The sequence below is a fragment of the Frankia sp. Allo2 genome (genome assembly GCF_000733325.1).
Classification (GTDB): domain Bacteria; phylum Actinomycetota; class Actinomycetes; order Frankiales; family Frankiaceae; genus Frankia; species Frankia casuarinae.
The window spans coordinates 25,845-46,069 of sequence record NZ_JPHT01000014.1; the positions used below are offsets into that span (position 1 = coordinate 25,845).

Genomic DNA, 20,225 nt, shown 5'->3' on the forward strand with positions numbered 1-20,225 from the left:
GGCTGTCGCCGACGCGTCGTTTCCTCATTGCATAGGACGCTGGGAGTTTGCATGCGCGATACGCGCGAAATCCAGGCACGATCGCCGCGCGGCACCGGTGGTGGGGCGAGCGAGGCGTGGCGTCTGCGGCTGACCGGCCGATCGGAGACGGCCCAGCGCGAGCTCCTGCTGGACCTGATAGCCGGCCGGGTCGCCGTGCTGACCGAGCGCAGCGGCGACGCGGCCATCCTCGGCCGGGAGTCCTCCTGGCGTGGTCTCGGGGTGTACCGCGGCATCGCCGATCGGCTGCGAGACGAACTGTCCGCTGCGACGGGTCTGCGCCTGCCCGCGACGCTGTTGTTCGACCGGCCCTCCCCCGAGGCCCTCGCCGACCATCTGCGCCGTGAGTTGCTGGGTATCGACGANCCCGCCGCCGNCCCCGCCGCCGNCCCCGCGGCCGTCCCGCCGGCCACCGCCGTTCCTGCCACCGGCGAGGTCGGCTCGGAGCCGTTCCGGGGCCATGATCCCGTAGTCATCATCGGCATGGCCTGCCGGCTGCCCGGCGGCGTCGACTCACCGCAAGCCCTGTGGGACCTGGTGCGAGAGGGCCGGGATGCCGTCGGCGGCCTGCCCGACGACCGGGGCTGGGACCTCGACGCGCTCTACGNCCCTGANCCCGATCAGCCTGGCACCGCCTACACCCGCCATGGCGGGTTCCTGCCCGGCATCGCGCTGTTCGACCCGGGATTCTTCGGTATCGGTCCGCGCGAGGCACATGCCGTGGACCCGCAGCAGCGGCTGATGCTGGAGATCTCCTGGGAGGTGCTGGAGCACGCGGGCATCGACCCACGGTCGCTGCGGGGCAGCCGGACCGGCGTCTTCACCGGGGTGTCGCTGCAGGACTACGGCCCCGCCTGGCATGCGGCGCCCGCCGAAGCCCAGGGACAACTACTCACCGGCAACGCCTCCGGCGTGATCGCCGGCCGCGTCTCCTACACGCTTGGCCTGGAAGGGCCCGCGTTGACCATCGACACCCAGTGTTCCTCGTCCCTGGTGGCGGTGCATCTGGCCGGCCATGCGCTGCGGGCCGGCGAATGCGACCTCGCCTTGGCCGGTGGGGTGACCGTGATGTCGACCCCAGGGATCCTGGTGGAGTTCAGCCGCAAGCGGGGCCTGGCGTCGGACGGGCGGTGCAAGGCGTTCTCCGCCGACGCCGACGGCACCGGCTGGGCCGACGGCGCGGGCGTGCTGCTGCTGGAACGGCTCTCCGACGCCCACCGTAACGGCCATCACGTCCTCGCGGTCCTGCGTGGCACCGCGATCAACCAGGACGGCGCCAGCAACGGGATGACCGCGCCGAACGGCCTGTCCCAGCAGCGCCTGATCCGCCAGGCGCTGGCCAACGCCGGGCTGCGCGCCGCCGACGTCGACGCGGTGGAGGCGCACGGCACCGGCACGACGCTCGGTGACCCGATCGAGGCCCAGGCCGTCATTGCCACCTACGGCCAGGACCGTGCGGCACGGCGGCCCGTCTACCTCGGGTCCCTGAAGTCGAACATCGGCCACACCCAGGCCGCCGCCGGCGTCGCCGGGATCATCAAGATGGTGCAGGCGATGCGGCACGGCGTCCTGCCGCGGACCCTGCACGTGCGCGAGGCGTCCCCGCACGTGGACTGGTCGGCGGGCGACGTCGCCCTGCTCACTGGAAACGTCCCCTGGCAGCGCCGGGACGGCCGGCCGCGACGGGCGGCGGTGTCGGCGTTCGGGGTAAGCGGCACCAACGCTCACGCCGTGATCGAGGAAGCACCACCCGGGCCGGAAACGGACGCCATGGGTGCGGACCGCGCCGGAGAGAACCCGGCGAGCGCCCCGGTGCCTGTCGTCCTGTCCGGCCGCTGCGACGCGGCGCTACGTTCGGCGGCCGCCCGGCTCGGCGCGCACCTGGAGCGCCATCCCGAGATCTCTCCCCTGGACGCGGGATACACCATGGCGGGTCGCACCCACTTCGAGCACCGTGCCGTCGCCGTCGTCCGCGGATCGGCGGCGTGCGGCAGCGGCACACACCTGACCGGGACCGGGACCCTGACCGGGACCCTGGCTGCTCTGGCCGAGGCCCGTCCCAGCGCCGGGCTGGTCCTGGGCACGGTCCGACCGGCGCTCCGCCGAAGCGGAACCGCCCGGGGGGCAACCGCCTTCCTGTTCACCGGCCAGGGCAGCCAACGCCCCGGGATGGGCCGCGAACTCCATGCGACCTACCCGGTCTTCGCCAACGCCCTCGACGACGTCTGTGCCCACTTTGCGCCGCATCTCGAACACCCACTGCGCGACGTCATGTTCGCCCCCGCCGGTTCCCCGGGCGCGGCGGCGCTCGACCGCACCGAGTACACCCAGCCCGCGCTGTTCGCCTTCGAGACCGCGCTGTTCCGGCTCCTCGAATCCTGGGGTCTCGCCCCGGGGATCCTCGCCGGGCACTCCATCGGCGAGCTCACCGCCGCCCACGTCGCCGGAGTGTGGACCCTCGACGACGCCTGCGCTCTCGTCGCGGCCCGCGGCCGGCTCATGCAGGCCTGCCGCGCCGGCGGAGCCATGACCGCCATCCGCGCCGGCGAGGCGGAGGTCGCCGAGTCCCTCGCCGGACTCGCCGGGCGGGTCGAGATCGCCACCGTCAACGGCCCGAGCGCCACCGTCATCGCCGGCGACGCCGACCTCGTCGAACGCGTCGCCGTCGGCTGGGCCGAGCGCGGCCGCGCCATCAGGCGGCTGACGGTCAGCCACGCCTTTCACTCCCCGCACATGGACGACATGCTCGACCGGTTCCGAGCCGTCGCCGAGAAGATCACCTACTCCCCGCCGGCCATCCCCGTCGTCTCCACCCGGACCGGCGACCTCGACCTCCAGGCCGGGCTCACCACCCCCGACCACTGGGTACGCCACGTCCGCGAACCCGTCCGTTTCCTCGACGCCGCCCGTCGCCTGCACCGCGAAGGCGCCGTCGCCTACCTCGAACTCGGTCCCGACGCCGTCCTGACCGCGCTCCTGCCGGCCTGCCTAGCCGCCGACGCCCAGCGCACCGAGAAGACCCAGCGCACCCAAAGCACCCAAAGCACCCGGGACGCCCAGAACACCCGCGACGCCCGGGACACGGTGGCCGCGGCGGCGTCCCGCGCCGGCCGCCCCGAACCCGACACCCTCCTCACCGCCCTGGCTGAGCTGCACGTCCACGGCGTCGACGTCGACTGGCGCGCCCTGTACCGGGGACGCGGCGCCCGGCACCGGGAGCTGCCCACCTACCCGTTCCAGCGCAGGCGCTACTGGCTCGACGGGACCACCGCTGTCCCCGCGCCCCGTAGCCCGACCGTCGGGACGGCCCGCGCGGCGGACCCGGACGGCTGGTCTTACCGCACCGAGTGGCGGCCCCTGGACTCCGAGGACGTCACCACCGCCGTGACGGCCCAGGCCATCGCCGTGACGGCCCAGGCCACCGCGACGCCACCGCTGTCCGGCGTGTGGCCGGTGCTGACCCCGGCCGCCGCCGTCGACGAGGACATGCTCTCCCGCATCTGCTGGATCATCGAACGCCTCGGCGGCACGGCCGTCACCCTCACCCTCACCGGCGACGACGCCGACCGCGCCCGGGTCGCGGCGCTGCTGTCGAACGCCATACCGCTGCCCGACGCCATACCGCCGTCGGGCGCCATACCGCCGTCGGGCGGCGGCCCCGCCGGGAAGAAGACGGTGCAGGCGGTACGCGGCGTCCTGTCCCTGCTCGCCCTCGACGACACGCCGCACCGCATCCATCCGGCGCTGACCACCGGGCTCGCCCTCACCGTCCCGCTCGTCCAGGCGCTACACGACCTCGACGTGTCCGCACCGCTGTGGTGCGTCACCCGCGGCGCGGTCACCACCGGTCCCGACGACCCCGTCACCACCCCGGACCAGGCCATGATGTGGGGACTCGGCCGCGCCCTCGCCCTGGAGGACCCCGACGCCTGGGGCGGTCTGATCGACATCCCGACCAACCTCGACGATCAGACGCTGGCGTGGTTCGGCTCCGCCCTCACCGCCCCCGGTAGCGAGGACCAGCTCGCCGCCCGTGCCACCGGGCTGTTGGTNCCCCGCCTCGTCAGAGCCGACACCGTCGGTGCAGCAGACAACACCGTCGGTGCACCGACCGACACCGTCCCGCCAGCGTGGCGGCCTCACGGCACGGTCCTGATCACCGGTGGCACCGGCGCCCTCGGCGCGCATGCCGCCCGCCGGCTCGCCCGCGACGGTGCGCGCCGGATCGTCCTCGTCAGCCGCCGTGGCCCCGCGGCTGCGGGGGCGGAGGACCTACGCGCCGAACTCGCCGCCCTCGGCGCCGAGGCGACCATCGAGGCCTGCGACGTGGGAGAGCACGAACAGCTCGCCGCCCTGCTGCGGAGACTGGCCAAGGCGGGCCGGCCGGTGTCCGCCGTCGTGCACGCGGCCGGTGTCATGGGGCAGGTGACCGCCCTACACAAACTCGATCTCGGGGAGTTCGCGGAGGTCGTGGCCGGAAAGGTCGCCGGCGCCGCCGGCCTCGACCGGCTACTCGACGGCACCGGCGGGATCACCGGCACCAGCGACACCAGCGACACCGACGGGATCACCGGCACCAGCGACACCAGCGACACCAGGCTGGAGGCCTTCGTCCTGTTCTCGTCGGTGTCGGCGACCTGGGGCAGTGGCGGCCAGGCCGCCTACAGCGCGGGCAACGCCTACCTCGACGCCCTCGCCGCGCGGCGGCACGCGCTTGGTCTCGCCGCCACCTCTGTCGCGTTCGGCCCGTGGGCCGATGCCGGAATGGGCGCCGAGGCCACGTTCCGTGACTACCTGGGCCGCCGTGGCCTGACCCCGCTGCCCCCCGACGCGGCGGTCACCGCGCTCACCCGGGCGGTCGCGGGCGGGCAGGCCGCGCTCACCGTCGCCGACGTCGACTGGGAGCGCTTCCTCCCACCCTTCACCGCCGCCCGCCCCGGGCGTTTCTTCGACGATCTATGGAGCCGGTCCACGACGGCCGGACCCGAGGGGGACGCCGACCCGACCGGCACCGACGCGCCCCCCGCCCGGGTGGACTACGGGACGCTGCCCGGGCCTGCCCGCGCCCGCGCGCTGTTCGACCTCGTGCGGGCGGAGGCCGCGGCCATCCTCGGGTACCCGTCGCCCGACGACGTGGACCCGCAGCGCCGCTTCCTCGAACTCGGCTTCGACTCACTGGCCTCGGTTCAGCTCAGCCGCCGACTGGCCGCCGCCACCGGCCTCACCCTGGCCACGCCCGTCGTCTTCGAGCATCCGACGGTCTGCGAGCTCACCCGCCATCTCGATACCCTTGCCACCCTTGCCACCCTCGCCACCCAGCGGCACCCGGACATCGTGCCCGGCGGACCCCCCGCGCGGGCCGGGACGCAGGTCGCGCCGATCGGCGTGCGCGAGCTGTACCGGCAGGCGTGCACGGACGGCAAGTTCGCCGAGGGCGTCGGTGTCCTGCGGGCCGCCGCCCGGCTCAGGCCCGTCTTCCGCACCGTCGAGGCCTTCGGCGCGCCCGCCGCGCCGGTGAGACTCGCCTCGGGTCCGGCCAGGCCCACCATCGTCTGCCTGCCCTCGATGGTTGCCCCGTCGGGACCGCACANCTNCGCCCGCCTCGCCCTGCACCTGCATGGCCGGCGGGACGTGTACGCGCTGCCGCATCCCGGATTCGGCGACGGGGAGCTGCTTCCGGCCACCGCGGATCTCGTCGTCGACCTGCATGCCGAGACCATCGCCCGGGCGTTCGACGAGATCCCCCTCGTGCTAGCGGGTTACTCCTCGGGTGGCTGGCTGGCACATGCGATCGCGGCCCGGCTGGAGACCCGCGGGATCCACCCCAGGGCGGTGGTGCTGCTCGACACGTGGCTGCCCGGGGACCGCATCCCCGAGGGTGACATCCAGGAGGAGCTTCGCGGCGTCGCCCTCAACGACCAGGCCTTCGCGCTGATGACGGAGGCACAGGTCACCGCGCAGGGCGCCTACCTGGACCTGTTCGAGGGCTGGCGGCCGACCGCCGTCAACGCGCCGGTCGTCCTCGTCCGGGCGATGGAGCGCATGCCCCAGCAGGCGGTCGCCGAGAACCCCGACGGGGAGGGCCAGGCCTGGGTGACCGACTGGGTGATGGAGCACGAAAGGCTCGACGCCGCCGGCAATCACCAGACGATGATGAACGAACACGCCGCCTCCACCGCCGCGGTCCTCCACCAGTGGCTCACAGAACTGGAGCGGCCCACGGAACTGGAGCGGCCCACAGAACTGGAGCGGCGCTGATGCATCGACGCGCACCGCACCTCGGCGGCGGTCTGGGCGGAGCTGAGCGTTGACGGGTTCGGCCATGGGAGCATGACGGAGTGACCCTGCTCCCACTGCCTGCCGGCGAGCACGACGGCCCCGCCGTCCGGGTCGGGGAGGTCGAGTTCACCCGCGCAGAGCTCTTCGCGGCCGCGTCCGTCGTCGCCGGTCGGGTGGCCGGCGCGCCGGCGGTGGCCGTGCACGCCGAGGCGACGATGGCCACCGTCGTCTCGGTCGTCGGCTGCCTGCTCGCCGGGGTGCCGGCGGTACCCGTGCCGCCTGACTCCGGGCCGCGGGAACGCGGTCACATCCTGCGCGACTCGGGCGCCGCCCTGCTGCTCGGCAGGCCCGCCTGGGACAACCTCGCGATCCCCACCGTGCCGGTCGATCTCACCGCACGGTCGGGGTCTGCCGGCTCCGGCTCCGGGTCCGGGTCCGGGGAAACCGGACCGGCGCTCATCCTCTACACCTCCGGGACGACCGGAGCCCCCAAGGGCGTGGTGCTGTCCGCCCCGGCCATCGCCGCCGATCTGGACGCCCTCGCCGACGCCTGGGCCTGGACGCCCGAGGACACGCTCGTGCACGGGCTGCCGCTGTTCCACGTCCACGGCCTGGTCCTGGGTGTGCTCGGGGCGCTGCGGGTCGGCAGCCGGTTGATCCACACCGTCCGCCCGACCCCGACGGCGTACGCGGCGGCCGGGGGGACCCTGTACTTCGGCGTGCCGACCGTGTGGTCCCGGGTCTGCGACGATCCGACCACCGCCCGCGCCCTGGTCTCGGCCCGGCTGCTCGTCTCGGGCAGTGCCCCCCTGCCGAGGCCGGTGATCGACCGGCTCACCGGGCTCACCGGCCTCGCCCCGATCGAACGGTACGGGATGACCGAGACGTTGATCACCATCAGCGCCCGGGCGGACGGGGAGCGCCGGGCGGGCTGGGTCGGTACCACCCTGCCGGGGGTGCGGGCCCGGCTCGTGGACGACGAGACGGGGACCGAGCTGCCCGCGGACGGGGAGAGCATCGGCGAGTTGCAGGTCCGCGGTGCCACCCTGTTCGACGGGTACCTGGGGCGCCCGGAGGTCACCGCCGCGTCGTTCACCGCGGACGGCTGGTTCCGCACCGGTGACGCCGCGGTCGTCGCCCCGGACGGCCACCACCGAATCGTCGGGCGCCGATCCACCGACCTCATCAAGAGCGGCGGTTACCGGGNGGGCGCGGGCGAGGTCGAGGCCGTACTGCTGGCCCACCCGGCCGTGCGCGAGGCCGCCGTCGTCGGGCTGCCGGACGACGACCTCGGGCAGCGCATCGCCGCCTTCGTCGTCGCCCCCGACCTGGCCGGTGCGGCGGGCGGGGCACCAGGCGGGATACCGGGCAGGGCGTCGGACGGGACACCGAGCGAGACGGCAAACGAGACGGCGAGCGAGGCGCTCATCGACTTCGTGGCGCGGGAGCTGTCCATCCACAAGCGGCCCCGGGAGATCCACCTGGTGGCCGAGCTCCCCCGCAACTCGATGGGCAAGATCCGCAAGTCCGCCCTGGCTCCCCCGGAAACGCCCTGAGTGCAGGTCACGGCGTCGAGGAGAGCGGGCTCGAAGCGCTCACCTCACCGGGGCGGGAGGCCCTGCGGTCCCGGCTCGCCCGCGCTCTGGCGGGCTGACCGGCCCGGCGGGGCTGGCGGGGCTGGCGGGACCGGCCGGCAGGCCCGTGGCGAGGCCGCGGTAGAACGCGCTGGTCGCCATCAGCTCCTCGTGCGAGCCCTGCGCGACCACGCGGCCCTCGTTCAGCACGAGGATGAAATCCGCGGCCCGCACCGTGGAGATCCGGTGGGCGATGACCAGCAGTGCCCGCTCGGCGGCGATCCGGCTCATCGCGCGAGTGAGCGCCTGCTCGTTGACGCTGTCCAGCTGGGCCGTGGGCTCGTCCAGGAGCAGCACCGCGGGCTGAGCGAGCAGCGCGCGGGCGATCGCGACCCGCTGCCGTTCCCCGCCGGAGAGCAGCACACCATGATCACCGACCGGAGTCCGGAGCCGCTCGGGCAGCCGGTCGGTGAAGTCCCGCAGCCCCGCCGTGGCCAGGACCGCGGCGATCTGCTCCTCGGTCGCATCCGGCGCCGCATAGGTGATGTTGTCCCGCAGGCTGCCGTGCAGCACCGGGGTGTTCTGCTCGACCAGCCCGACCCACCCCCGGGCGGTCGCGCGGGGCATCGCGCGGACGTCGTGGCCGGCGAACAGAATCATTCCGGCGTCCGGCTCGTAGAAGCGCTCGACAAGCTCCAGGATGGTGGACTTGCCGGCACCGGACGGCCCGACCAGCGCGACGTGCCCGCGAGACGGCACCGTGAACGACACCCCGCGCAGCACTGGCGTCTGCGCGTAGCCGAACCAGACGTCACGGAACTCGATCGACGGCGCCCGCGGGTTCGGCGTCTCCCCTCGTGACGAGAACGAGGACGACACTCGCGACGAGGACAAGGGCGACAATGGTGCCGGCGGGCGCGTCCCNCCGGGGGCCACGACCGCGACGGTGCGCAGCGGACCGCGCACGGACTCGTCGTCGCCTTCCCGGGGCAGCGCGAACACCGCGTTGACCCGCGACAGCGCCCCCATCCCCCGCTGGATGGTCGCCGCCGCCTCGATGAGCTGCGACAACGGCATCACCAGGTAGGTGGCATACAGCAGGAAGGCGACCAGGCTGCCGAGCGAGGCCGAACCGCGCGCCACCAGGACCCCGCCGACCAGGAGCACGACCAGCACACTTCCCTGCACCGCGAGCTGCATCGCGGGGGCGATGATCGAGTCCAGCTTCGCCATCCGGAGGCCGGCCTGGTAGGCGGCCGCGGCGTGGTCGCCGATGCGCGCGGCCTCCCGCCCCTCGGCGCGGTTCGCCCGCACGGTACGGATCGCGGCGAGGGCGCGCTCCAGGTCGGCGGTCATGCCGCCGACGCTGGCCTGCCCACGTTCGGACACCGTCCTGATCCGGGACAGCGCGCCGAGTACCACGACCCCGGCCACCGCCACCACCCCGAGCACGAGCAGGAACAGCCAGGGGTTCAACCAGATCATCAGGGCGACGGCGCCGACGACGCCGATCACGCTGGTGACCAGGGCGGTGAAGCTGTACGCCACCGCCTCCCGCACCACGGTCGTGTCGGTGTTCGCACGGGAGATCAGATCCCCGATCCGCCGCGTGTCGAACACCCGCATGCGCAGCCGCAGCAGGTGGCCGATCAGGCTGGTGCGCAGGCCGAGCAGGACGCCCTGGCCGACGCGCTCGAGCAGGTAGTGCCCGGCGGTGTCGATCACCGCCTGGCCGACGAACAGACCCAGCAGCGCCCCGATGAGCCAGCCGGGAACNCCCCCCGCCTGCGCGGCGTCGATCACCCGCATCACGAGCAGCGGTTGGAGCACCCCGACGGCGGTGCCAACCACGGTCAGCGCCGTGGCGATCGCCACCGCCCCGCGACGGCCGCGCAGCAGCGCCCAGAGTTCCGTGACGCCCCGCGACGCAGGCCCCCGGGCAGCTCCCCGGCCCTCCCCCTCAACGACGTACGCCCTCGTCACGAGGCACGCCCCTTCCCCGAAGCCCGCCACTCCCACGGAGCCCGCCACTCCCACGGAGCCCGCCCACGCGACGGAGCCAGCCCACGCGACGCGGCCCGGTTACCGTTCCCGGACCGACGCTGAGCAGCGGCCGCAGGTAGCCTGCCGGCATCGACTCCCCGACGATCACTCCGTCCGCCTCGACCCACGCGTGCGCGGCGAACGGCGCGATGGTGCGCACCCCCACACGCCACGTCGGGAACGTTCCGGTCAACCGGCACAGCAGGGCGGTCGCTATCGAGCGGGGAACACAGCCCCGCGCGCCGCGGCAGGTGAGGCTCACGGCTGTCACCGCCTGCCGGGCGGCGAGCGCGGTGCCATAGTCGGCCGGGCGGGCGCCCGCGCCCACCCCCGTGAGCACCCGGCAGATGCGGGCCGGCGACTGGGTCGCGAGCACCCGCGCGATCCCCACGGCGACCAGCGCGCCGAGCCGACGAGCGAGGGACGGTTTCGCCTCCGGCCGCTCGACCACCATCGGCGCGGTCACCGGGCCTGCGTCCGGGGATCGCAGACCGCCTCGGTCTCGGGTGACCATCGGGACTCGGGCTCGGCCTCGATGAGGCCCACGTCCGCGAGTTGGGCGAGCAGACCCTCCACGTCGCGGCGCGCCGTCTCCGGGTCAACCTCGCTGGTCTCACACAGCCCGCGGACGGCGGCTGCCGTGTCACCGCCGTCGAGCAGGATCCGCAGCACCAGGTCACCCGAGGGGTTGAGGGTCCAGTATCGGCCGTTGTCGATATGGAGGAGCACCGCTCCGTACTGGGTCGGCGCCCGCACCACGTCAGGCCGCAGCGTCACCATGATCACTCACTCCTCCGGTAGCTCAGTCAGGGCCCCGCCGGCTCGCGAGCACCCGCAGCCACGCGTCCGCCGCGAACGTCGGTCGCAGCGCCTGGTGGCGATGACCAGGTACGGACGAAGATCGGCACGCCTGGCGCAGCGCGTCCGACTCGATCAGGCCGAGATCGGCCAACGGGCTGTCATCGCACAGCTTCACCAGGACGTCCTGGCTGGTGCGCAGGCCCTGATCCTCCTCGGCGGCGGTATCCGCCTTGGTCTCGCGGCGCAGGCATTCCTGCGGCACCAGCCGGCGCATGGCCTCCTGCAGTAGCGGTTTGTACTCCCACGGACCGGTGCGCTCTTCGGGCCGCACCGCCAGCACCGCCCGGACCACCCGCTCGTCGAGGAAGGGTGCGGCGAGCGGCGGGCCGACCGGATCGGCGAGCTGGTCGAACAACCGGAACACCGCCGCGCCAGCGCGGATGGCGAAGAGATCGGCGTGGCCGTCCCGGGTCTCGGCCAGCGGCCGGGCGCGCCGGACGGCCTCCGCGAACGCTCCGGCCAGCAAGTCGAGGGCCGTCGGCGTGAGCCAACCCGGGACCACAGGCGGAAAGGCCCAGTCGAGCGAGGCCAGGACGCCCGGGTGGGATCGGCCGGAACCGGCCGGACGGCGCGCGTGGCCGACCGTGGCACGGCGGGCCTGGTCGAGCGCATCGGCCATGTCGGCGAGGCAGTCCCGGTAGCCGCGCGGGCGCATCATTCGCAGGCACGCCATCCACGGCCAGCCCTCCTGCGCTCGGTGTCCGCGCAGGTCGTGCAGCGCCCGCCGGGGCCGGCGGCGCAACAACCGGGGGAGGTAGACGGGACAGCCGTAGGCGACCTCGTCACCACCGAACCCGGTGAGGTGCACCCGCGGCCCGTACAGCGCGACCCGGTCAAGACCCGCGCGCAGCTTCGCCCGGTCGCCGATGCCGACGAACGGCCGGTCGAGCGGTTCGTCGGCGTCGGCGATGCCGTCGTAAACGAGGGGAAGCCCGGCGGCGGGCAGGATCTCGCGCGTGACGCCAGGGAGCGTGGCCGCGGCCCGCGCGGCGTCGTCGTCACCGGGATCGGGGGCGATCCCGGTGAGCGCGACCACGTCGGCGGGGCCGCGCGCGGCCAGGCAGCACACCGAGGNGGNGCTCAGTCCGCCCGACAGATCACAGCTCACTGTCCCGCCGCCGGCGACCCGCGCCGCCACGGCCTCGGCGAGAGCCGCCCGCAGGGTCGGCGCCCCCTCCGTGCGGGACCGCACCGGTGCCGGTCGACGCCACCACCGCAGGACGGTGGCCTTCTCGTCAGGGCCGACGAGAAGGTAGTGATCCGGGGGCAGCGCGTCGATCGACTCCCAGAGCACCAGGTCATCGAGCGGATGGGGCGGTGACGGGTCGAGCAGCGACAAAGCCAGCGCCGTCCGGTTCAGCGGGGCGCCCGTGAGCCGGGCAAGCACGTCGGCGCGGTCGGCGGCGACCAGGTGGCTGCCCAACCGGGCGGTGAAGACCCGCCGGGTTCCCGTCGGGCTGCCCTGGACGCGACGGTGGCTGTCGATTTCGGCGATCACGTGGTAGTCGCCGGCCACGGCGCGCGCGAGGTCGAGAGCGTGCACGTCACGGGCCGAGAGAAGCAGCCGCAGGAGCTGTCGCGCGTTGGTCGCGGCACACCCGATCAGGGCCAGCCGCGAGCGCCCGGCGACGGCACTGACCATGGCATCGTCCGGCCAGTTGCCGACGATCCACGGCCGCCCGGAGGCATACCGCAGCATGCGACGAGCCCCCGGCGGACGCACGACGGGATCACGGTCGGCCAGCACCAGAAACCAGCAGGACGGAATCGGGACCACCGCCACCCCGGCCGCCGTCACGCAAAACGCCGCCAGGAGTAGTCACGCCCCCAGCCCCAGCGGCCGTTCGTCACTGCGGCGAAGCTGCCGGCATCTTCCAGTCGCGGGGGGAGGTAGATAGCCTTCATCGTCTTCTCCTCAGCGGTTTCCGCGCGCCCTCGCCCCGGTGGCGTGCGCCCCGGTGGTGATACACGGCGGCGCCGCGCGCGTGGCCCGGGCGCCGGCCGGCTGGTCCAGCCCGTATGGTTGAAATTCCCCCGCCGGGTTCACTGGCGGTTCAGCTGACTTCCGGCGCACGACTCGGCCGGCACGGCCGTGGCATCAGGTGACCCACGAGTCCGGATTCAGTACATGCTGATGGGCACGCCGCAGTTCGACACCGGGCTCGATCCCGAGTTCGGTCACCAGCCGCCGGTAGACCGTCTGGTACTCGGCCAGTGCCTCGGCCCGCCGGCCGGTGTGTTCCAACGCAAGGATCAGCTGGGCCCAGAGACGTTCCCGGGTCGGATGTTCGACCGTGAGCGCCCGCAGGGTCGGCAGCACCCGGTCGTACTCGCCGAGGGCCAGGCGGGCGTCGATCAGGTCCTCGCACACCGCCCAGCGAGCCTCCTCCAGCCGGAGGACCTCCGCGCCCGCGATCTCCGCCGGGAGCTCGTCGAAGGCGNCCCCCCGCCACAGCGCGAGGGCGCCTTCGAAAAACCCGGCGGCGCGTTCCGGCGAGCCGGCGCGCACGGCGGCGCGGCCCTGCTCGGCGGCCGATTCGAACCGCTTAGCGTCGATCTCACCGGACGCGACGACCAGGCGGTACTCCCCCGGCCGGCTCTCGATGCGCCCGGGGCCGTTCCCCCCGGCTCCGGACGTGTCCAGGGGCGGCCGGAGGGTGTGCCGCAGCTCCGAGAGATAAGTCTTGATGTTGCCCCCGGCGGAGCGCGGCGGGGCATCCTGCCAGAGCGCGAGCCGCATCCCGTCCACACTCACCCACTGGCCGGCGTGCAGCAGCAGGGTCAGCAGCAGTATGCGCTTCTTGCGCTGGTCGATGCGGACCTGCTCGCCCGAGGATCGCCGCACCTCCAGCGGCCCCAGGACCGCGAACAGGAGACCGGCCCCGGTCACGGAGGATGCGTTCGGACTCGCCTCAGGTAGGTAGTCGTCGAGCATCGTGGCTCTCATCGATCGGGCCCCCGTTTCGGTTTTCCCGTGCGGGCCGGCTGGTCCCGTGCGGGCCGGCTGGTCCCGCCCGGGCCGATGCCGTCTCCCGACCCGGTGCTCCCGGCCGGGTGCTGGCCCGGTGGCTGAATACCCCCACCTCACCCCGGGTAGTCATCCGGTGCGTGCGGATATCGAGCAGCGCCCTCGGGCGGGTCGGGAACACCGGCCGGCGGCAGCGGAGCCCGGTCGGCGGGCCTCGATCAGAGTCAGATCCCGAGCTTCGCCCGCGTCTGCGGTCCGACGATCCCGTCAACCACCAGACCGTGCTTCAGCTGGAAGTCCTTGACCATGTGGTTGGTCTGGTACCCGAACTTCCCATCCACGCTGATCGGGTAGCCAAGGCTGGCGAGCCTCTTCTGGATCTGGTGGACGTCGAGGCGGAACCCGAGGCCGACGGCCAGCGACGGGTAGCGGGCCGCGGGTGCCACCACGGCCGCACGCACCGGGGCAGCCAGCGAGGAGTAGGAGATGTTCGTGAACCGCACGCCGCGCGAGACGGCCGCCGCCGCCGCCTGTCCCCGGGCCAGGTAGCGGTAGTGCAGGCCGTTGGTGTAGGCGCTCCAGGCGGTGATGCCCTGGCCTTCACAGACCTTCTTCGCCGCCCAGGCGTTGACGGCCGGGTCGTAGAGGTTGCGGTTACCCACCCAGCCGGCGTGGGCCCGCATGTTGATCTGCCACAGGCCGCGCGAGTCCTCGCCGTAGGTGGCGTGGGCGTAGGGGTTGCCGCCGGACTCCGCAAGAGCCACCGCGACCCAGGTGGCCAGCGGAACGCCGCGGCAGCCGGGCAGTCCCGCGTTCGCGGCCGCGCTGGCGATCGTCACATCGGGGACCGTGGTGGCGGCCCTGGCCGGGCTCGCGGTGGCGAACATGCCGGCGCCGGCGCCGATCACACCGACGGCGGCGACAACGGCGCCCCGGGTCCGGGTGGAACGTTTCCGATGCTTTCCCTTGGCCATTTCTTTGACATCTCATTTCGGTGTCGTCGAACACAGACGGGTGATCGAGGGGAGGGATGCCGCTCGAAGGAGGGCGAGCGGAGACGACCGCGCTGGAGAAGGGCAGCACCCAGTGCCGGTCTGCCGGTGCGCCGAGAGGCCGTCCGGGGACGACCGGGGACGACCGATCGACGCGCCCTGGGGATCCCGGGGTCGATGGGCTGAACAGCACGGCAGGCGGCCGTGGTCATTCCGTTCCAGGCCTGGCGGGCCCGGTGGACGGCAGGGGTCAGCCGACCACAGACGACGAGGCCGGGTGGCTTTCAGCCGAGCTGGTGGTATGGCGCGTCAGCGCGATCGGCCGGTACGGGCACCGACCGGATGGCACGTTCTCGCGAAGACGTCAGGGCGAGAACGGCGCCCCGTATGGCGGGGACGCACCGCGGGTCGCGCCGAACGGCGTCACGGTCCAGAAGACCGGAGCCGAGCGTTCCTGAAACACAGGCAACGTCGAGTCCTTCCCGTACGCCTGCGAGGTTAGCTGTCGGGTTCGGGCCGGGAAGCCCGGCCGTTTCCGCGGCGTGCGCGTAACGGCTTAACCCCAAGGGTGGCCCGCAACGAGCCACCCGGAGGAACGTGGTTCCCCCGCTTCTGCCCAAGATCTCTCGGAGGGAGCTGCGGACCGTGGACAGAACTCGGCGTCGGCCCGGAGCTGTTGATACCCCGCAACCGTAGCGAACTACAGACCGTAGTGACAAGTACGAGTTGTGCCGAATCTGGGCGCATGTTGGTCACGATGCGTGCATAACGCTGCGATGCCGCAACTCTCGGACATCAATAGCAGCTACCGGTAGCGACGCAGATCACCCGTCACGACCGGATCTTGGCGATATGGCCGGTCTGTCGAGACGGGGACCGGTGGCCACGAGGTCCGGTAGTCACCGGGACCGCCCGGCCGTCCGGCAACCCAACCCCGGCAACCACGGCAACCACGGCAACCACGGCAAGCGGGAAGCCTGGCCCGGGGGTCGGGTGGCGTGCGGACGGGTACGCAAACGCGAACGGCGCAGGCTTCGAGCCTGCGGCTCGAAGCCTGCGCCGTTGGAAAACGGACGATGCGGTACGGGACGGACGACTGACCCGCGGATTCGCGTGATTCGCGCCGGCACCCGCCGAGGAAACACCTGCTGAGCGGTTGGGCCTCCCGCGAAGGCACACCCCGATCGGACCGGCACGCGGGCGCGCCCGGCACCGGGCGAGATCAGTCGACCGACCGGTCCCGCTGCCGTTGCCGTGGGGCCAGCCGCGGGACACGGAGGTTCTCGAGGAACAGCAGGATGTGCGCGCCGACCGCACGCCGGCCGGGGCCGGCGAGCACGCCATGCCCCCCGGGCAGCGACGCCAGCCGGGCCCGGCGCGCGGTCCGCGTCATCATGCGCGCCAGCGCAAGCGGGCTGACCTCGTCGCGCTCGGCATGGAGCAACAGGATCGGCAGGTCGGGAAGCGACCGTGGGATCGGTTGTCCCGGATCCTCGCCCGCGATCTTCCGGTACACCAGCGGCAGGTCGAGCAACACGAGGGCATCCGGCCGGACCGCTGGCGAACCGGCGCCGACCAACGCCCGCAGGGCCCCGCTGTCCGAACCCAGCAGGACGAACGGACCATCGGGGGCACGCGCCTCACCAAGGGCGAGGACGGTGTCTCTCCCATGGTCGAGAAACGTCACCTGATAGCCGTCGAGCGCGAGCCGGAAAGCTAGGCCCTCGAAATGTTCGGCGGATTCTCCACGACCGGGAAGAAGGACCACACTGGCTCTTCTCGAGTGGGTGGGATCACCACTGGGCCAGTAACGGGTTCCCGGCCCCCCCACATATCCACGGGGGCGCGGATGAAAGTATGACGACGAAACCATGGNCGACACAGCATGCTCCGATCGGAAACCGTCCAGAGATGTACCCGGTACTGACCGGACATCGATACCGAGGCGGCTGGCGTCCACGCAGGCGATGACGATCTACGGACAGACCTATCGAGTGACCGTGAATCAGGAGAACGCCAGGGAGAACACCGAGAGCGAGGGAAATCCGAGGAGGCTAGTAAAGCACGTGAAGCGGCCGGGTCGGACAACCGGACGAGGCCGCTCGCAGGAAGTCAATGTGGCCACGGACGACCAGGGGGGTCATCCGACCCACCGAGGAGAACATGACCATATTTTGCCTATCCGACGGCTACCTGTCAACATGGTCAATATTGTTACTCAGGTGTTTCACCCCATGTCCGCCCGAGGATACGTAACCGTAGCCACCGGTCGTGACCGAGGCCGCGCATCATGTGCCGCGCATCATGTGCCGCGCATCATGTGCCGCGCATCATGTGCCGCGCATCATGTGCCACGCGCCGCCGCACAGCCGGACGCCGGGGCGGAGTCGGGTGACCGCCGGCTGCGCCCCGGCGCCGTCGGGCCGGACGCGGCTCAGGCGGCGGCGCCCACCATCGTGTTGCAGCTCTCCGCGCAGGACCGGCATGCGCCGGCGAGCTTGGCGAGCTGCTGATCCTGCGGCATCCTCTCGCACATCTCAGCGCACATCACGCAGATCCGCGCGCACATCGCGCACATTTCCCCGTGCATCGGCGACATCCGGCACATCATGTCGGCGCAGGTCCTGGTGACGGCCGCGCAGTCCATCATCAGCCGCATGTTCGCCGACTCCATCATGGCGCCCGGCATGTCCATGCAGTAGGAGATCGTCTCCTCGCACAGAGCCGAGCAGGACATACACTCCTCGATGGCCTTCCGCATGTTCTTATTGATCATTTCAGCGTGCTGCATGAGAACCCTCCAGGCATTGGAGACGCGGCACCCCGTACCAGCGAACGGCCCGGACCACCTGACGGCAGCCGGCAGCGGGGCCCCTACGACGATAGCTTTCGGGGGCCGATCCGCATCTCGGTCAATCGCCGTCCCAGAATGGATCCGACGAAATCCCGCGAGCCATACTAAGGGTATTTCTTTTGATATTTCGTGAACATTCCGGAAAACGGGAGAGTCAGCCGGGCGGCGACACCGCGGGCCGCTCGGGAACGATTCTCGGCACCTCTTCCATCACCATGGTGGGGCGGACCAGCTTCCCGGGCAGCCGCGGGTGGGGCAGCACCGCGCGACCGCCAAGGAACACTCCGCTCACAGCGCCCGGCCGCTCGAAGATCGACAGGTCCCCGGGGTCCGCGTCGAGCAGGATCGCGTCGAAGGCGGAGCCGACGGCGATGCGGCCGGCTCCCTCACCCAGTCCGAAGAGCCGGGCTCCGGTCGCGGTCGCGGCGAGCAGCGCCTCGGGTGGGGTGAGCCCGGCATGGCGCAGCCGGCTGATCTCGGCCAGGTTCGCGCCGTGCCGGGTGCGGTGCCGGGCGTCGCTGCCGAGCGCGATCGGCNCCCCCGCCGCACGGGCGACCGCGATCGTGCCGGCCAGCGCGGCCTCGGTGGCCTCGGCTCGGTCCGCCGCCCAGCCCGGCAGCACTCCGGTGGCCGCCAGCGCCGCCAGGTCCTGGTAGGGCGACAGGGTGGGGACGAGCGTCACCCCGGCGGCCGCCATGGCGGCCGCCACGGGCTCGGTGAGCCCGATGCCGTGTTCGATGGAACGCGCTCCGGCTGCGACCGCGGCCTCGATCGACCGCTCGCCCAAGGCGTGCATCATCACCGGACGTCCGTACCGCCGGGCCTCCGCGACGGCGGCCGCAAGCTCCNCCGGGCTGAACTGCGGCTCGGGCTGCCCCGGCCGGGCGGACATCNCCCCGCCGCTCGCGTAGATCATGATCCAGTCCGCACCCGCCCGCAGAATGCCCCGCACCGAGGCCGGCAGGCTGCCCGCCTCGGTAACGGTATGCGGGGGCCGGCCGGGATAGTCCGGCATGAGAAGATCTTCGGCCGACTCCAGCCCGGGACCGATGATCGCCCCGTCACCGTGCCGCCCGGACCGGCTCAGCCCGACGACGGACACGGCAAGCCGAGGTCCGGGCACGGTGCCCGCGCTGACCGCGTCCCGGATGCCGGCGTCGGCGCCGCCGGCGTCCCGCAGGTGTGTGACACCGGCCGCCAACGACGCCCGCAACGCGGCGGCGGTCTGCAGGACCCGGGTGGACAGCGACGCCGTCGCCAGCTCGAACGGATCATAGGTGGACTGCGTGACGTGGGCGTGGCAGTCGACGACCCCTGGCATCAGCCACAGGTCGTGGGCGTCAACGTCGACGGCGTCCCGGTCAAGACCGAGTCGCGTGCCGACCGCATGGATGATCCCGCCGCCGACGGCGACGTCGGTCGGCTCACCGAAGCGCCCGGTCCTGTCGAGGACGTGCACCCCCCGCAGGACGAAGGCCTCGGCCGCCTCTGATCGTCCGGGCACCGTCGACCGCCCGGACTCGGGACGCCCGGACTCGGACTGTTCCGTCGCGGTGGATCGCCCGTGCGCCGGAGGCTGCTCCGGAGTCAGGGATTGTTCCGATGATGCCGGGGGATCGGTCATGACCAGCGCCGTTCCTGCCGTTGACGACGACCTCCAACGCCTCGTTCCGGCCGGATCGAGCACCGACCGACAAACGCGCGGAGGCGGATGTCAGATCGAAGGTCGAGGCCGGGGTGCGGGAGGTCCGGATGTTCCGGAGGTCATCCGGATGTCAACGGGGACAGGCCGCCGTGTTGACGCGGCAGGTGTCGATGTGACGGCGATGAGTGAGTTCGACCGCGCGGCCACCCGGCCGAGGCCACAGCGTTACCGTGATCCCGCACCGGTCGTCCGACACGACGTCTCCTTCACTCGGCCCCGGATTCACTCGGCCCCGGATGACCGCGCTCAATATCATCTATCATACTCCCCCGTAATCACCGGTCCCGGATGACGCAAAGGGTCGAGGGACGAGCCGGCCAGGTCCGCTCACTGGCAAGCAACTCGTAGGAACGGACGCGATCCGCGTGCTAGCAGGCGATCGCGATGATCATCTTCTCGTCCACGCTCGATCGGCGGGCCCACACCTCGATGTCGGCCCGCTCGGCCGCCGGCACCGGCGGGNGNGGNCNCCNNCGACGGCGCGGTCGGGACGNGAGATCGAGCCCGGGCAACGGCACACGATCGGCCTGCGGCGTTGACGGCAGGTTGACCGCCGTGGTGAGATCATTCGGTGTTCAGTCCGGCCGTTCTCGTTACGCGTGGCCACGTCGACTTCTCCCTGGTGAGTTCCGCCATCTGTACCGCGCGCTGAGCCGCGCGGCGGACGCGCTCGTCCGGCGCGCCCTCAGCGCGTTCCCGAGATCCACCGCTTCGGTCCGCTCCCTCGGCCTGGCCGGCCGTCGAGCCGGCGCGGCCGGAGGCCGGCGCGGCCAGCACCCCGCTCTCCTCACCTCGGCGCCCGCCGACTCGGAGGGCATGTCCGCATGCGGTTCGACATCCGACGGCGTCGACGAGCCCGACGCGGCACCCGGACCCCGAGCACCGGCCCTGGTGAAATGACCGTGCCGGC

General features: G+C 72.5%; 12 protein-coding genes and 1 riboswitch. Of the genes, 2 read left to right on the forward strand and 10 right to left on the reverse strand.

The window, feature by feature from the left end; all coding sequences use genetic code 11:
* Window positions 1-51 precede the first annotated feature (51 nt).
* Together ALLO2_RS11790 and ALLO2_RS11795 are read left to right on the forward strand one after the other, a co-directional pair.
* Entirely contained in the window at window positions 52-6,297 is a 6,246-nt protein-coding gene (locus ALLO2_RS11790) for a type I polyketide synthase (protein WP_035732011.1), read from the forward strand.
* Between the two features lie 80 nt (window positions 6,298-6,377).
* Window positions 6,378-7,874 carry an acyl-CoA synthetase gene (locus ALLO2_RS11795; protein WP_051875115.1) on the forward strand — a complete coding sequence of 499 codons (1,497 nt, stop codon included), beginning with the start codon at window positions 6,378-6,380 and terminating at the stop codon, window positions 7,872-7,874.
* A gap of 39 nt (window positions 7,875-7,913) precedes the next feature.
* Here ALLO2_RS11795 and ALLO2_RS11800 read toward each other — a convergent pair whose 3' ends face one another.
* From ALLO2_RS11800 to ALLO2_RS11845, 10 genes are all read right to left on the reverse strand, one after another.
* Window positions 7,914-9,875 carry an ABC transporter ATP-binding protein gene (locus ALLO2_RS11800; protein WP_011437368.1) on the reverse strand — a complete coding sequence of 654 codons (1,962 nt, stop codon included), beginning with the start codon at window positions 9,873-9,875 and terminating at the stop codon, window positions 7,914-7,916.
* Window positions 9,853-10,401: a lasso peptide biosynthesis B2 protein gene (locus ALLO2_RS11805; protein WP_313950025.1), complete on the reverse strand. Its 549-nt coding sequence runs from the start codon at window positions 10,399-10,401 to the stop codon at window positions 9,853-9,855. Before ALLO2_RS11805 ends, ALLO2_RS11800 begins: the two co-directional genes overlap by 23 nt.
* Entirely contained in the window at window positions 10,398-10,715 is a 318-nt protein-coding gene (locus ALLO2_RS11810) for a lasso peptide biosynthesis PqqD family chaperone (RefSeq protein ID WP_011437370.1), read from the reverse strand. The genes ALLO2_RS11805 and ALLO2_RS11810 overlap by 4 nt, the downstream gene beginning before the upstream one ends.
* A gap of 22 nt (window positions 10,716-10,737) precedes the next feature.
* A complete protein-coding gene (locus ALLO2_RS11815; RefSeq protein ID WP_232235048.1) occupies window positions 10,738-12,579 on the reverse strand; it encodes an asparagine synthase-related protein in 1,842 nt (613 codons plus the stop codon).
* Window positions 12,580-12,590: 11 nt separating this feature from the next.
* On the reverse strand, window positions 12,591-12,701 hold the full coding sequence (locus ALLO2_RS27205) for a lasso RiPP family leader peptide-containing protein (RefSeq protein ID WP_023840805.1): 111 nt from the start codon (window positions 12,699-12,701) through the stop codon (window positions 12,591-12,593).
* A gap of 193 nt (window positions 12,702-12,894) precedes the next feature.
* Window positions 12,895-13,731, reverse strand: a complete 837-nt coding sequence (locus tag ALLO2_RS11820) for an AfsR/SARP family transcriptional regulator (protein WP_232235049.1) — start codon at window positions 13,729-13,731, stop codon at window positions 12,895-12,897.
* Window positions 13,732-13,988: 257 nt separating this feature from the next.
* Window positions 13,989-14,738 carry a peptidoglycan-binding protein gene (locus ALLO2_RS11825; RefSeq protein ID WP_011437373.1) on the reverse strand — a complete coding sequence of 250 codons (750 nt, stop codon included), beginning with the start codon at window positions 14,736-14,738 and terminating at the stop codon, window positions 13,989-13,991.
* Window positions 14,739-15,229: 491 nt separating this feature from the next.
* A riboswitch (cyclic di-AMP (ydaO/yuaA leader) is annotated at window positions 15,230-15,428 on the reverse strand.
* Window positions 15,429-15,978: 550 nt separating this feature from the next.
* Window positions 15,979-16,524 (reverse strand): alpha/beta hydrolase, encoded by a 546-nt coding sequence (locus ALLO2_RS11835; protein WP_023840802.1) that lies wholly within the window; start codon window positions 16,522-16,524, stop codon window positions 15,979-15,981.
* 666 nt (window positions 16,525-17,190) lie between these two features.
* Window positions 17,191-17,547, reverse strand: coding sequence for a four-helix bundle copper-binding protein (locus ALLO2_RS11840; protein WP_011437376.1), 357 nt, complete (start codon window positions 17,545-17,547; stop codon window positions 17,191-17,193).
* 217 nt (window positions 17,548-17,764) lie between these two features.
* Window positions 17,765-19,114, reverse strand: coding sequence for an amidohydrolase family protein (locus ALLO2_RS11845; protein WP_232235050.1), 1,350 nt, complete (start codon window positions 19,112-19,114; stop codon window positions 17,765-17,767).
* Window positions 19,115-20,225 lie beyond the last annotated feature (1,111 nt).